The organism is Mesorhizobium sp. M1334 (assembly GCF_040317995.1).
Classification (GTDB): Bacteria; Pseudomonadota; Alphaproteobacteria; order Rhizobiales; family Rhizobiaceae; genus Mesorhizobium.
Genome location: NZ_JAMYLM010000030.1, coordinates 1 through 13,916 on the forward strand (window position 1 = coordinate 1; position 13,916 = coordinate 13,916).

Genomic DNA, 13,916 nt, shown 5'->3' on the forward strand with positions numbered 1-13,916 from the left:
AAGGCAGGAAATGGCAGTCGCTCCTTCGCTCAACTGCCTCTCCAAAGAATCCTTTCTCAGCCTAAACTCAACCCCAAAATCGCCATATGCGATTCCCCTGACCACGAGGGGGGAGATCGGCAGCTTCAGCGACGGCGCCTTCTCCAGGCTCACCACGACAGGCTGAACGCAAGCTTGCCGAAATGCCGGCCGCCAGCTGCCATATGGGCGTAGGCCTCGGTCGCCTGGTGCTGGCTGTAGACAGTGTCGATGACCGGATCGATATGGGCGGCGCCGATGGCGCGCGCCGCGTCGCGCAGGTCGGATACCGAACCGGTGTTGTTGCCCACCACCTTAAGTGCCTTGATGATGATAGGCAGCAGGTTCGTGGTGGCCTCGGCGCCGGTGACGAAGCCGATGGCGAACACCGTGCCGCCAGGCGCCGCGGCATTGATGGAGCGGGCGAAGGTGGCCGAGCCGCCGGTTTCGACGATCAGATCGGCACCGAGGTCGTCGGTCAACTCGAGCACCTTGGTGTCCCAGTCCGGCGTCTGACGATAATTGATGAGGTGATCAGCACCCAAAGCCTTGGCGCGGGCCAGCTTTTCGTCCGACGACGAGGTGATGATGACCGTCGCGCCGGCTGCCTTGGCCAACTGCAGGGTCAGGATCGAGACACCGCCGGTACCGAGCAGGACGACGACCGACCCCGGCCCGGCATCGGCGGCGCGAAGCGCATTCCACGCGGTGGTGCCGGCGATCGGCAGCGTCGCTGCCGCTTCGAAGGAAAGATGCGCCGGCATCGGCACGACGGCATTGGCCGGCAGCGCGACATACTCGGCGAGCGAGCCGGGCAGCGTCAGGCCGCGCATCTCTCTGGTCTCGTAAGGCCGGGGACGGCCGCCGATCCAGCGCGGTTTTGCGTGGGCGATGACGCGGTCGTTGATGGCGACCCTCGACACGCCCTCGCCGATGCCGACGATCTCGCCGGCGCCGTCGACGACGGGAATGAGCGGAAAGCTCGGACCTGGATAGTTGCCGCTCGCTATCGCGACATCGACAAAATTGAGGCTTGCGGCGCGCAGGCGGATCAGCACTTCGCCGCGCTGCGGTTCAGGCGTGGGAACGGTGGCCGCGCGAAACGCGTCCAGTCTCGGGGCAGTCAGTTCGATCGCTTTCATGTCTCACTCCGGTTGATGGCCGATTGACTGGCCGGGATTGAGTGAAACTAGCTGCTGCGCTATTGGTATATAATCCTTGGCTTTTACATTTGAGCTCTGCGCGTGATGCAGCAATCGCAAGAACCGGCAGCATTGGCCGAAATGGCCGCCTTCGCGGCAATCGCCGAAGCACGCTCCTTCACCAAGGCGGCGGCTCGCATCGGCCGCGACGCGACGATCCTGTCGCGGCGCCTTGCCTCGCTGGAAGAGCGGTTAGGCGTGCGCCTGCTGCACCGGACGACGCGAAGCGTGTCGCTGACCGAGGCGGGTTCGGAATTTCTCGTCCGTGTCCGCGCCATCCTGGCCGCGGTCGACGAAGCCGAGGCTGCCGCGTCGGCGCATGCCGGCGGCGGGCCGCGCGGCGTGCTGCGGCTGGCTCTGCCCGGCTCGTTCGGGCGCATGTGGATCGCCCCGCTGCTGCCGCAGTTTCTCGCCGAATTTCCCGACGTTCGTATCGAGGCCGAGTTCTCCAACCGCTTCGTCGATCTCGTCGCCGAGAATTTCGATGTCGCCGTGCGTCTCGGCGCACTGGAGGATTCGCGGCTGGTGGCGCGCAAGGTCGCGACACGGCGGCGGCTGCTGTGCGCCGCACCGTCCTACCTCGTCCGCCGGGGCACGCCGACCGAACCTGAAGCGCTGCTGGAACACAGCTGTCTCGGCTTCTCAGGCTTCCAGACCTTTCCGGCCTGGGAGATGACCGACAGTTCGGGCCGGCGCGTCAGTATCGAGGTTTCCGGGCCGCTGGTCACCGATGATGCCGAGGTGCTGGTCGAAGCCGCCGTGCAAGGCGTCGGGCTGATGATGAGCACGGATTGGCTGGTCGGACGCGAGCTCGCCGACGGCCGGCTGGTGCCAGTGCTGGAGGACTGGACGCTTGCCGATGAGGGCGCCGTCTATGTCGTCATGCCTTCGGCCAAGGGGCAAGCCGCCAAGACACGTGCCTTCGCCGACTGGATCGGCAAACGCTTTGCGCCGGTCCCGCCGTGGCGGAGGTGAGGGTGCTGATCTCCCTCCTCGAGGCGGGAGATTACGCGCTCAGCCGCCTCCGCCTCCACCCTGCTTGATGAAATGACCGAGCAGATCCATCGGCACCGGAAACACGACCGTCGACGAGCGCTCACCGGCGATGTCATGGAGAGCCTCGAAATAGCGCAGCTGCATGGCCTGCGGTGTCTCGGCCAGCATCTTGCCGGCCTCGACGAGTTTTGCCGCCGCCTGCTGTTCGCCGTCGGCATTGATCACTTTGGCACGCCGCAGCCGTTCGGCCTCGGCCTGCTTGGCGATGGCGCGGACCATATTCTCGTTGAGGTCGACATGCTTGATCTCGACATCGGAGACCTTGATGCCCCAGGCATCGGTTCGCTGATCGAGGATCTCCTGGATGTCGCTGTTGAGCTTGTCACGTTCGGCCAGCATTTCATCAAGCTCATGCTTGCCGAGCACCGAGCGCAACGTCGTCTGTGCCAGCTGGTTGGTGGCGGTCATGAAGTCTTCGACCTGGATCACCGCCCGCTCAGCGTCGACGATACGAAAATACAGCACCGCGTTCACCTTCACCGAGACGTTGTCGCGCGAGATCACGTCCTGCGGCGGCACATCCTGGACCACCACTCGCAGGTCGACCTTCACCATCTGCTGCACGAAGGGGATGAGGATGATAAGGCCGGGGCCCTTGACCCCGGTGAAGCGGCCGAGCGTGAAGACCACGCCGCGCTCATATTCCCGCAGGATGCGAATGGCCGCGGATAGGAACATGACCACGACGAGTGCTGCTGCCAGATAGGCCACATAACCGATGATCATTGCCTTGCTCCATCGCTTCTCACATTGCGGCGCCGTATCGTCAGCACAAGATCTCTGACATCGGCCACCTCGACGCTGTCGCCCACTGCAAGCGGTTCGTCGGCTTTTGCCCGCCAGCGCTCGCCCCGGGCGAGCACGTGGCCCTCGCTGCCCTGCCAGTCGAGGACCTCCGCCGGCAGACCCTGCATGGCCTGTGCCCCAACACGCGGAACGTTCTTGCGGACCGCCCACAGATAGCTGCCGGTCAACAGTGCCAGGCCGAGCGTCAGGACGGCGGCGGTGCCAATAACGGCCCACGACATCTCGAAGCCGGGCCCCTCGATCCTGAGCAGCATGGCTGCGCCCAGCAGAAACGCAGCCACGCCTCCCAGCCCAAGGACCACAGTCGGGTTCAAGGCTTCGACGACCAGGAAGATGATGCCAAGCAGCATCAAGGCCAGGCCGGCATAGCTGATCGGCAGGAGATTGAGCGCATAGAGCCCGAGCAGCAGGCAAATCGTGCCGATCACGCCGGGCGCGACCGCGCCCGGGCTCGTGAACTCGAAGACGAGGCCATAGACGCCGACCAGCATCAGGATGACGGCGATGTTGGGGTCCGTGATGACGGCGAGAAGCCGGATGAGCCAGCCTGGCTCAAGCGTTTCAACCGGCAGCCCTTTGGTCGCCAATGCCTCTTTTTTGCCGGCGACCTCGACGGTCCGGCCGTCGGCCAGTTGAAGCAGCTCGGTGGTGTCGCGGGCGACGAAGTCGATGACATGCTGCTGCAGCGCCGCGCCGGCCGACAGGCTGGCCGCCTCGCGCACGGCCTTTTCTCCCCATTCGGCATTGCGCCCGCGCAATTCAGCCAGGCTGCGGATCAGGGCAACGGCATCGTTCGTCGCCTTGGCGATCATCGCATCGCCCGCGGGGGCGTTCTTCTTGTCCTTGTCCCCCTCGGGGCCATCGTTCTTGCCACCGGGAAACGATGGCAGCGGCCCGCCCATCTCGATCGGCGTTGCCGCGCCCAGATTGGTGCCGGGCGCCATCGCCGCCAGATGGGTGGCGTAGAGGATATAGGTTCCGGCGCTCGCCGCATGCCCGCCGGCGGGCGCCACATAGCCAATGACTGGAACCGGCGAGGCGAGAATGCCGGCGATCATCTCGCGCATGCTGGTGACCAGCCCGCCGGGCGTGTCCATCTGCAGGATGAGAGCCTCGACGTTTCGGTCCGCGGCCACCGCCAGCGCTTCCTCGAGCTGCCTGGCACTCGCCGGACCGATGGCGCCGTCGATCTCGACGCGCAACGCAATTTTCTCCCGGCCATTCGCCTCTCCGGTTGCGGAAGAGGGACAAACGGCCGCAACAGCCACGAAAGCCGCGGCAAGCAGGACCGCACGCGCGAGTTTCACGCTCAAAGCTCCACACCTAGGATATGGGCTGGATTTTGCCGAAATCCATGACGCTTCGCGGCGGGTGACGTCCCGCGGCTGTGCAGACCCGACGGCATGTTGCACCATATAGACGAGGTCGGCGCCGCACCCGACGGCGGCGGGGCCGCCGCTAAGTCCAGTCGATTTCCCCGCGATCGGTCCTTGTCGTTATCGCTCCGGCCGGCAGCCGATCACAAAACGCGACGACGTTCAGGCAGTCATATCGCGCGCTGGGTACGATCAGACCGTCATAATCGAGGAAATATGCGGCCTCGCCGATGTCTTGCGACCTCGGATATTCGGCGTGCTTTTCCTGATACGAAAGCTGGCCGTAGCGCGAGGTGTCGAGGCCAAGGGTCTGCAAGGCGGCCATGTCGAGCAAGCTGAGCGTCCGGTCCAAAGAAAGATCGATCTCGAAGAGATTGTATCTGACACGTGAAGGGACCACTGGCTGCCCCCGCGTCAGGTGGAATCTCATCTCGCTCAAGGCACCTTCGCGCTCTTGCGAGGTGTAGAGCACGTCGAATGTTCCATCGTCCCAACGGCCACCGGAGCTCGAGCATTGGATCGGGCTGCGGCCCTGGCGCACGACACGCCAAACCGTTCCGGAGTATTCGACCGGAACTATTGCCTCGACAGCGTCGATGAGCCGGCTATCGCGTCGTTTCCGCCCGGCGATCGCCAACTAGAGAAAGACCTCGTTCTCAAGCCGATCGATGACTTTGAGCACGTCGAGAGCACGGTCGTCGTGAATGAGATCTATCGCCCTTTCACCGTTCAATTGCGGGTGGCGAGCGTAAAGCCAGGTGCGGATATCGCTTGGCTCGTAGAATTCCTGCAGTCGGCCGACGATGTAGTGCAGGTCCGATAGAATGAGCTCGCTGCGCGGCTGGGGCTTGATGTCGCCGGCTTTCCACCTCGAAACCGTGGCCTTGGACACATCGGTGATGTTTGCAATATCGGTTCCCTTGAGACCGCCAAACGTGCCCAATTCGTCCAGGAATCTGGGAACCGCCCGCAACGCCGTAGCCATGTTTTCTCTCCGGCCTCCAAGCCAGCTTCGCCCATGCGTGTCAGCTGACACTGGGCTGCATCGGCGCATTTCAGTTTCACAAATGGAAAATATGAAACAGACATGCAAATGTCAATTGCCGCTTCGGTTCGGGGGGTCTCCAGTGCCTGGTCGCTCAGGCCCGAAGCAGCGCCAGCTCTTCGGCAGTCAGATGGCGTACCTTGCCCTTGGCAAGGTCGCCGAGTTGCAGATATCCGATCGCGATCCGTACCAGGCGCAGTACCTCGACGTTGTGGGCGGCGAGCAGCCGGCGGATATGGCGGTTGCGGCCCTCGTCGAGCACGATTTCCAGCCAGGCGGTGCTGGTGCCGCCGCGCAGCAGCTCGATCGAGCGGGCCGTCAGCAATTCGCCGTCGACTGTCGCGCCGGCGCGCAACCGCGCCAGGATGGCCTCGTCGGGCAGGGCGCCGATCTGCACGTGATAGGTCTTGGCGACATGCGAGGCGGGGTCGAGCAGGCGCTGCGCGAGGCGCGTGTCGTTGGTCATCAACAGCAGGCCTTCGCTGGCCTTGTCGAGGCGGCCGACGGGCGAGACGAAAGGCAGGTCGAGCCCGGCCAGGCAATCATAGACGGTGCCGCGGTCCTGCGGGTCGACACGGGTGGTGACCAGCCCACGCGGCTTGTTGAGCATCAGATAGACCTTGCGCTCGGCGGCGACGCGGCGGCCGTCGACCTCGATGCGGTCGCGGCCTGGATCGACGCGCATCGAGCCGTTGCGCACGATCTTGCCGGCGACCCGCACGCGGCCCTCGGCAACCAGAAGCTCGGCCTGCTTGCGCGAGCACAGGCCAAGCTTCGACAACGCGCGACAGAGGCTGACGCCGGGAGGTTGGGTCCCGGGGGCAGGGCGCTGCCGGGCAATGATCGGTCGCGGCGACATGGCGTTGGTTCTCGTTACGCGTTTCCAGTATAACCGGCTGCCGACTGTGTCCACGCAAGAACTGGAATGTCGCCTCGGATGCATGCGGCCCTGTTAGATGAGCCTTGCCAGCCTTGCGGCGTCGCGTATGGCCAGCACGGCATCCGGATTGGTCACGGGATAGGCAGTGATGAAGCGTTCGACCGAAAATTCGGGGAATTCGGCTTTCAAACGGGCGGCAAACCTGGCCGCTTCGCCGGCCTCACCCGTGGCCGCATGCGCGAGCGCCAGAAACATCAGCACGTCCGGCGACTCCGGCGAACTCCGGCGGAGCGCTGCAATGGCTTGCCGGTGTCTGCCGGCGGCGAACAGAATGCGGCCCTGCATGCCGAAATACCAGGGCGGGGCCAGTGGGTTAAGCCGCATCGCACGCTCGATGAGCGGAATTGCCTCGGCCGGGTCGCCAACGACAAGCGCCTTGCTGCCGGCAAGTAGCGGCAATATGCCGGCATGATTGAAGCCGTATTCGAGAGCGCGCCGGTGGGCGCGCTCCGCTCCTTCGAGATCGCCAAGGCATGCTCTGAGGTTGCCAAGGCACGCGTGGGCGCAACTGTCCGTCGGGTCGAGGCGCAGTGCGTTTTCGGCCGCCGTCCGCCAGTTCTCGATCGAGGTCAGCACGTCGTCGCCAAAGCCGTTGCAGGCCTCGATCGAATAGGCATAGGCGAGTTCGGCCCAGCAGTTGGCGAAAGTGGGGTCAAGCTCCAGCGCTCGTAAAAACAGACGGATCGCCGCCGCATTGCCGGCGCGGCTGAACGTCGTGTGCTGTTCTACACCGAGCAAATAGCAATCATAGGCGCGCAGGCTGGCCGGCGGCTTGCGGCGAACCGCATTGCGGCCGACGGTGGCGAGGGTTCCGTAACTGCCGGCCAACATATTGATGATGCTTTCGGTCAGGCTGTCCTGCAGCTCGAAAATGTCCTCGACAGGCCGGTCGTAGCGCTCCCTCCACAGGCTGACGCCGTTACGAGCATCGGCAAGCTCTATCGTCAAGCGAACCCTCTGGTCGTCGGCGCGCAACCGGCCCGAAACTATATAGGTGACGCCGAGCGTCTTACCGTCCGCGGCAAAATCGGCCGGCTTGCTGCCCAGTGATTTCATCGTGTGAAAGGCTATGACAGGCAGGCCTGCGTAGCGCGCCAGGTCGATGGTGATGTCCGACGACAGGCCATCGGCAAAGCGACGCCATCGCTCTTCGGAATTGAGGCATTCAATCGGGAATATGGCAAGCGCTGGCGGGGCTTCGGACAAAGGCAAAAGCGCTTCCTGCGACGCGCGCGGGATACCGCTAAAGTAGGTCGCAAGCCCGATCTTCGTCCGTACGCCGAGCTTTTCGTAGATGCTCGCAAGGTGAGTGCGAACTGTGGTCGGGGCAATGAAAAGCGCCTTGCCGATTTCACGGTAAGTCATACCGGACGCGAATTTTTCCGCAACCGCGCGCTCGCGACCCGACAAGGCGTCGAGCGCCTGCACTTTCGAAGCGTCGTTGAGCATCATGCTGGAACCCGTCCCCAGCGGAAGAATACTACAAATGCAGGGGGTCGAATACTGCATCTGCCCGATGCCGCCGCTGACGCACAAACTGCAAGGTCGCCCGCAGCAACAGCTGTAGTCAGGGGAGGGCTTCCATGCGTACCGTTTCGGTCGTTATTGCATGCACGATTTTGAGTTTTTCGGCGGCCCCGTCGCCGTCGTTCGCAAAAGGATGCAGGCAGGTGCTGGAATCGGATGTGAAAATCACGAGCATGCGACTCTACGCCGACATCCTGGCCAATGCCGCCCGCAACGGCTGGGACTACACGCCTGAATCGATCGTCAGCGGCTCAAGGCGGCATTTCGAGGAGATGAAGCTCCAGTTGAACAACGCCGGCTATGAGATCGTGCCCGTCGGCGTCCGCCTGTATTGCAAACGGTCCGACAAGCTCGCCGCCCGCTAGCAACCAGCGATCCGCCCCTTTGCGGCGCAAGCTTTCGGCAATGTTGAGCAGAAGACCGCGCCGGATCCATCTTGATCCGCTCAGCGCCGTGCGCTTTCAACGCGCCCAGGAACCTTCCCGATGCTGCCGCCCGACACCGGGCGACACCTCAGGTAAACGTGCCGGGTACACACCCGGGCAGCAAACCATCCCAGTGCCCACGGGACGTCCTAACTCATGCGGGGGATTTGATGGGGATCGAAGACGACCACGCGCCACTCCGCCTGGACCACGCGCTGTACCACTTGGACGGCACGCCAGCCGGCCGTTAGCCCTCCACGCCTGAGCATCTCGATGATGGTTGAATCCAAAATCACCACAGTTCGGTGCTCGTCGAGCGAGCTTTCAGCAGCCTGGTTCCGCAGCCTAAGTATGTGCAACTTCGGAAGCTGCCGACATCAATTCCTCTGGATTCGGCGCTCTGAAGGTGTTGAGGCCATCCTCCAGAACTTCAGTGAAGTTCCAGCGTACGATGCCCGCCCGGTCGATTAGGAACTGACCGACAAGCTGCGCCTGGCTGGAAGCCATCGCCTGCTGATCGACTTCCGTAATCTCATAACCTTCCTTCTTGTTAAGAAATTCATTCATTGCCATGACGTCCATAGGCTCGGGCAACTCGCCCGGGAGATGGAACGGTATCGCCATGACCGTTTCCATCCCGACCTCGCGCAAGCCGAAGGCACGGTGCGAGGCCCGCTCCGGGTCGGATGCAGCGAGAAGATCGGGTGCCGGGTGGTAACGGAAATAGAGCCGCGCCCGCTCGACTGGCGTATTGACCACCGCCAGGCATTCGACGCCTTGCTCACGCAGGGCCGGCTTAAGTTGCGCCATCGCCGCGACATGGCGCCGGCAGAACGGACAGTGCAGGCCTCGGAACAAACCGATCAACAACGGGCTACGGCCTCGAAAATCATCGAGCGCGATCTTGCCTTCGCGTGAGATCGCATTGAGCACAACATTCGGTGCCTGGTCGCCCGGCTGCAGCGGGCGGTCGATACTACTGCTCGTAGACACGAACAACCTCCTCGCCCGGGTCAGTCAGGGAAAGCAGCACACCCAGCGTTTCGGAGGCGATCAAGTGCTGAGGCGAAAGCTTCCTGTGCCGAGGCAATAACTTTCGACCTCTGCCATATTGCCGAGGTCGAGATTTCGCGCGTTGCAAGCGCATTATAACACGAAAAATTCATCTGCGGGTCGCCCGTTTCGCGAGCCGTCTCGAGCGCCGCGGAACAGTGGGTCCCCTCATCCGTGGGGGGGCGACCCAGCGGCGAAGTCGATTTATCCTCCAGATGGGCGTCCTTGGTCGACTTGAGCCCTTACGCTTTTAGAAGCGCAACGAATGGCACGACCGCGCGCATTGCGTGATCCACTTCATCGGACGCGGCGCAAGTCGGTATCAGATGCGGAACGCGATCTTGCGCTGTTCGATCTTGCGATCGACAGCAAGCTGCGGGGTTGCGACCTGGTCACGATCACCGTCGGAGACGTCGCCCTTTCCGGCAGCGTGGGTGATTAGGCCGTGATCGTGCAGAAGACAGGGAGCGGCGCTTTCACAAAGCGTCGCTCCGTGACCCGATTACAGACAACGAGACGGGGATCCTGGACATCCGCTCTTGCCCACATAACCGACAGATCATGCGGCAGGCACAGTCGTTCGGTCTGGTGCGCCTTCGCGGTATTCGCTCCAGGCCTGCCGCAGGATTTGCACCGATGAGGTTAGAAAGATACCGGCCATAAGTGCGGCGACGGCCAGATCCGGCCATGCGCTTGACGTACTCCAAACGCCGAGAGCTGCGGCCATCACCACCATATTGCCGATCGCGTCGTTGCGCGAGCACAGCCAAACCGAGCGGACATTCGCGTCACCATCCTTGTAGGGCATCAGAAAACCAACGGAAGCAAGATTGGCGGCAAGGGCCAGAAAGCCGATGATGCCCATGACTTCCGCGCTGGGTACGCCGAGGATCAGCGTCTGATAGACGGTCGAGCCGGAAACCCAAAGCGCCATCAGGCTGAGCGACAGACCCTTGAGCAGCGCAGCCGTTGCGCGCGTCCTCGAGCTCGCGCCGATGACCGCGAGGCTCAGCCCATAGGTGAGGGTGTCGGCGAGGAAATCCAGCGCGTCGGCCTTCAGCGCCTGAGAACCGGCAAGTGAGCCGGCAGTCATTTCGGTCAGGAACATGGCCGCATTAATAGCGATGACCTTCCACAGCACACGCTTGTAGCGCGGGTTCATGCCGTCAAAGACCAGCACGCCGTCCGAACAGCATGAGGCTTCCGCTGCACGATCATGCGAATGACCGTGCAGCTTCGCCGGCAGAACCAGCGGCGGCGGTCCCGCACAGCTTTTGGTTTTATGATCGCAGCAAGCTTCAGACATGGGGTGACTCCTCAGTGAAGACACTGTAGGATCTCTAGTGGCTAGAGGTTCAAGAGGCTTTTTATGGATTTGTCGATCGGTGAATTGTCTCGTCGCGCGGAGGTGAAAATACCGACGATCCGCTACTACGAGCAAATTGGCCTGTTGCCCGAAACGGGTCGAACCGAAGGAAAGCAGCGACGCTATGGAAGGAGGGCAGTAGCGCGGCTTGCCTTCATCCGGCACGCGCGAGAACTCGGCTTCGAGGTTGATGCGATCCGTACGCTGCTTTCGTTGCAGGACGATCCGGATCAATCATGCGCCCGCGCCGACGAGATCGCGAAGGCGCGGCTGGTCGAGGTGGAGAAGCGCATCGCCAGTCTCACCGCTCTGCGCAGGGAACTGCGGAAGATGGTCGAGGAATGCGCCTGCGGGCGGGTCGGCGAGTGTCGCGTGATCGAAACGCTCGCCGACCGAACGCATGCGCATGGGAAGTTGGCGGCAAGTTGATCGGAGAGGTGATGGCAGCGTTCGCGGGCGGCGGCAACCGGCGCACCTTCACAGAATGTCAACCCCGACTCGAAGCATTCAGGTGTCAGTAGAAGCGATAACGCACTCCGACTTGCGCGAGCACAGGCCAAGCTTGGACAGCGCGCGGCACAGGCTGACGCCGGGAGGCTGGGTCCGGGGGGCAGGGCGTTGCCGGGCGATGTTCGGTCGCGGCTACATGGCATTGCCTGTGGATTCTTGTATACGAGCATCCCAGCATAGCCGGCTGCCGGCTGTGTCCACGGAAGGGAACTGCTCGCCACTTGCATCGATCACGGCGGCTGCGAGGACTTGCATGAAAACAGCCGTTCGCCTTTGCCTGCTGCTCGCCTGTCTGCCGACATCGCTGGCGCATGCCGGCTGGCAGGCGGTCGAGAAGGTCGAGACCTACGCCATCTCGGGGCAGTCCGGCCCGGAGCTCTACGCCTCGATCGGCGGGCGCGGGCCGCTGCTCGGCGAGCGCCGCGTTATCGCGCATACCAATTTCAAGCTGACCTGGGTGAGGGACTACCAGCCGCAAGGCGACGCCTGCGTACTGGTGTCGGCGCGACCGAAGCTGATCATCACCTACACCTTGCCGAAGCCGGCCGCGCGGCTGCCGGGCGCAATCCAGAAGAACTGGGAGATCTTCTCAGCCGGCCTTGCCGCCCACGAGAAGGTGCATGGCGCCAGCATCATCGACATGGTGCATAAGATCGAGGCGGCCACCATCGGCCTGACCGTCGCCGATGACCGCGGCTGCAGCAAGATCAGGACCGAAGTGACGAGACGTCTCGCCGGAATTTCGCAGGCACAGCGGCAGGCGAGCCGCGATTTCGACCGGGTCGAATTCGGCCCGGGCGGCAAGCTGCGGCAGCTTGTGTTCGCGCTGATGACCGGCGGATGATGCTGCGGGGCTGCGGGGGCGGCAGGGTACCACCTTTGCGGGCCTCACGCCTGCTCGGTCGGATAGAGGGTCAGGATGTTGACGTTGACCCGTGGCGGCTGGGTCACCGCGTACAAGATGGCGGCGGCGATGTCCTCGCTTTCCAGCTGCTCCATGTCGCCCAGCCTTTGCTCGACCGCTTGGCGCACATCGGCGCGCATATTCTGGGTGAACTCGGTCTTGACGGCGCCGGGCTCGAGTACAGGTGACACGGATACCGTCCTTGCCGATCTCGCGGCGCAGCGATTCCGCCATCGCGCTCACCGCGTGCTTGGTGCCGGAATAGACCACCGAAGGGTGGATATAACGGCCGGTGCCGGACGAGACGACGACGATGTGGCCGGCGCCTTGCCGCTGCATCGAGGGCAGTGCCGCATGGATCGGATAAAGCAGCCCGAGAATGTTGACGTCGACCATCCGGCGGTACTCTTCCGGCTTCGTGTTGCGGAACGGCGCGGCGACGCCGACGCCTGCAACCGCAAGCAGAATGTCGAGCCGGCCGTACTCCTGCAGGACGCGTTCGACCATCGCTGTGGCTTGCGTTTCGTCGGTGACGTCGACGACAATCGGCAGCGCCGCACTGCCGGTCTCACGGATCCGCCTCGCCAGACTGTCCAGGCGCTCGGTGCGCCGCGCAGCAATCACCGGCGTGGCGCCCTCGGCCGCCAGCGCCAAGGCGGTGGCCTCGCCGATGCCTGAGGAGGCACCAGTCACCAAGGCGATCTTGCCGCTCAGTTTTCCTGTCTGCATCTTTTTCTCCCGAGGTTTCGGATACGCCCTGAAGCTAGGTGCGGATGCTCTGAAAGCAATGCTTATGGGCGACTGAAGGACCGGACGGCTTCCGGGACAGAAGGGCCGGGACAGCGCCCTCCGGCAAGCCCATGTCTGCGCAATTTTCTTTGAGCGAACGAGCGGGCCTTGACGTGACTGGAGCTGTTGCGTCTTGATACGGGCTGCGGGGCTTCGCATGAAAACAGCTGATCGACTATGTCTGCGGGTGGCTTGTTTTGCATGCGACGCGCCTGCAGGCACCACCGCGATCCTCTCGTGACCGACCGGGCTGAGCGCAAGATGAAGGTCCTCGTCGTCTATTGCCATCCCTGCACGGACAGCTTCAATGGCGCCGTCCGCGATATGGTGCTGGAGACGCTTGCCGAAAGCGGCCATCAGGTCCACCTGCTCGACCTCTATGCGACCGGCTTCGATCCAGTCATGCGCACGCAGGAGTGGCGCGGCTACCACGACAAGGCGGCGAACCTGCAACCCGTGCACGAACATGCGCAGGAGCTGCTCTGGGCGGAGGCGGTCGTCTTCATTTACCCGACCTGGTGGTATGGCGTGCCGGCGATGCTGAAAGGCTGGCTGGAGCGCGTGCTGGTGCCGGGCTTCGCTTTCGAGATGCCGACCGCACGACGCGGTCCGCGGCCCAAATTGCGGCACATACGCCGGGTGATGGCGATGACCACATGCGGTGCCACGCCGCTGATGTCGTGGATCATGGGGCAGCCCGGCCGGCGAACCCTGCTGCGCGGCTTCCGCTCCGTCTGCCATCCGCTGTGCCGGACCAAATTCCTGGCGCTCTACCGGATGGACAGCGTCTCGGCCGCCGGACGCCAGGCGCATCTGCAGCGGGTCAGAAAAACGGTCGCAAGCCTTGGTCGCGCTGATGCGGTCGCCGCCACAGTGCCTGGCTGATAAGCTAGGCGAG

Annotated in this window: 15 protein-coding genes and 2 pseudogenes; 6 read left to right on the forward strand and 11 right to left on the reverse strand. The window is 63.4% G+C overall.

Annotated elements, in window-relative coordinates; all coding sequences use genetic code 11:
• Window positions 1-149: 149 nt before the first annotated feature.
• A complete protein-coding gene (locus tag NKH17_RS29550; protein ID WP_352901644.1) occupies window positions 150-1,160 on the reverse strand; it encodes a zinc-dependent alcohol dehydrogenase family protein in 1,011 nt (336 codons plus the stop codon).
• 105 nt (window positions 1,161-1,265) lie between these two features.
• Here NKH17_RS29550 and NKH17_RS29555 point away from each other — a divergent pair, with 105 nt between their 5' ends.
• Window positions 1,266-2,195, forward strand: coding sequence for a LysR family transcriptional regulator (locus NKH17_RS29555; protein WP_352901641.1), 930 nt, complete (start codon window positions 1,266-1,268; stop codon window positions 2,193-2,195).
• A gap of 39 nt (window positions 2,196-2,234) precedes the next feature.
• Here the strand turns inward: NKH17_RS29555 and NKH17_RS29560 are convergent, their stop codons facing one another.
• The 6 genes from NKH17_RS29560 to NKH17_RS29585 form a co-directional block, all read right to left on the reverse strand.
• A complete protein-coding gene (locus NKH17_RS29560; RefSeq protein ID WP_352705623.1) occupies window positions 2,235-3,002 on the reverse strand; it encodes a slipin family protein in 768 nt (255 codons plus the stop codon).
• Window positions 2,999-4,390, reverse strand: a complete 1,392-nt coding sequence (locus NKH17_RS29565; protein ID WP_352901638.1) for an NfeD family protein — start codon at window positions 4,388-4,390, stop codon at window positions 2,999-3,001. The genes NKH17_RS29560 and NKH17_RS29565 overlap by 4 nt, the downstream gene beginning before the upstream one ends.
• Window positions 4,391-4,541: 151 nt before the next feature.
• A complete protein-coding gene (locus NKH17_RS29570; RefSeq protein WP_352901649.1) occupies window positions 4,542-5,000 on the reverse strand; it encodes an RES family NAD+ phosphorylase in 459 nt (152 codons plus the stop codon).
• Window positions 5,001-5,096: 96 nt separating this feature from the next.
• Window positions 5,097-5,444, reverse strand: a complete 348-nt coding sequence (locus tag NKH17_RS29575) for an antitoxin Xre/MbcA/ParS toxin-binding domain-containing protein (protein ID WP_254819704.1) — start codon at window positions 5,442-5,444, stop codon at window positions 5,097-5,099.
• 154 nt (window positions 5,445-5,598) lie between these two features.
• Complete coding sequence (locus NKH17_RS29580; protein ID WP_352901636.1) at window positions 5,599-6,363, reverse strand: pseudouridine synthase; 765 nt, start codon at window positions 6,361-6,363, stop codon at window positions 5,599-5,601.
• A gap of 93 nt (window positions 6,364-6,456) precedes the next feature.
• Entirely contained in the window at window positions 6,457-7,896 is a 1,440-nt protein-coding gene (locus NKH17_RS29585; protein WP_352901635.1) for a LuxR C-terminal-related transcriptional regulator, read from the reverse strand.
• Window positions 7,897-8,027: 131 nt separating this feature from the next.
• On the opposite strand from NKH17_RS29585, the gene NKH17_RS29590 reads away from it, so the two are divergent.
• On the forward strand, window positions 8,028-8,336 hold the full coding sequence (locus NKH17_RS29590; RefSeq protein ID WP_352901633.1) for a hypothetical protein: 309 nt from the start codon (window positions 8,028-8,030) through the stop codon (window positions 8,334-8,336).
• A gap of 405 nt (window positions 8,337-8,741) precedes the next feature.
• Here the strand turns inward: NKH17_RS29590 and NKH17_RS29595 are convergent, their stop codons facing one another.
• Entirely contained in the window at window positions 8,742-9,389 is a 648-nt protein-coding gene (locus NKH17_RS29595) for a peroxiredoxin-like family protein (protein ID WP_352901630.1), read from the reverse strand.
• Window positions 9,390-9,714: 325 nt separating this feature from the next.
• Between NKH17_RS29595 and NKH17_RS29600 the strand changes: the two are divergent.
• Window positions 9,715-9,882, forward strand: a pseudogene (locus NKH17_RS29600) (integrase); the annotation flags it as partial.
• A gap of 126 nt (window positions 9,883-10,008) precedes the next feature.
• Here the strand turns inward: NKH17_RS29600 and NKH17_RS29605 are convergent.
• Entirely contained in the window at window positions 10,009-10,755 is a 747-nt protein-coding gene (locus NKH17_RS29605; protein WP_352901624.1) for a cation efflux transmembrane domain-containing protein, read from the reverse strand.
• Between the two features lie 63 nt (window positions 10,756-10,818).
• Here NKH17_RS29605 and NKH17_RS29610 point away from each other — a divergent pair, with 63 nt between their 5' ends.
• Both NKH17_RS29610 and NKH17_RS29615 read left to right on the forward strand, forming a co-directional pair.
• A complete protein-coding gene (locus NKH17_RS29610) occupies window positions 10,819-11,244 on the forward strand; it encodes a MerR family transcriptional regulator (protein WP_352799256.1) in 426 nt (141 codons plus the stop codon).
• 334 nt (window positions 11,245-11,578) lie between these two features.
• The gene (locus tag NKH17_RS29615) at window positions 11,579-12,169 is read left to right on the forward strand and encodes a DUF922 domain-containing Zn-dependent protease (RefSeq protein WP_352475584.1); all 591 of its coding nucleotides are present in this window, start codon (window positions 11,579-11,581) and stop codon (window positions 12,167-12,169) included.
• Window positions 12,170-12,213: 44 nt separating this feature from the next.
• On the opposite strand, the gene NKH17_RS29620 is transcribed toward NKH17_RS29615, so the two are convergent.
• Both NKH17_RS29620 and NKH17_RS29625 read right to left on the reverse strand, forming a co-directional pair.
• Window positions 12,214-12,420 (reverse strand): Rossmann-fold NAD(P)-binding domain-containing protein, encoded by a 207-nt coding sequence (locus NKH17_RS29620; RefSeq protein ID WP_352901652.1) that lies wholly within the window; start codon window positions 12,418-12,420, stop codon window positions 12,214-12,216.
• Window positions 12,421-12,469: 49 nt separating this feature from the next.
• Window positions 12,470-13,375 (reverse strand): annotated as a pseudogene (locus NKH17_RS29625) (SDR family oxidoreductase); the annotation flags it as partial.
• Between NKH17_RS29625 and NKH17_RS29630 the strand changes: the two are divergent.
• Window positions 13,280-13,903, forward strand: a complete 624-nt coding sequence (locus tag NKH17_RS29630) for an NAD(P)H-dependent oxidoreductase (protein ID WP_502910639.1) — start codon at window positions 13,280-13,282, stop codon at window positions 13,901-13,903. The pseudogene NKH17_RS29625 and the gene NKH17_RS29630 sit on opposite strands and share 96 nt — an antisense overlap.
• Window positions 13,904-13,916: the final 13 nt, after the last annotated feature.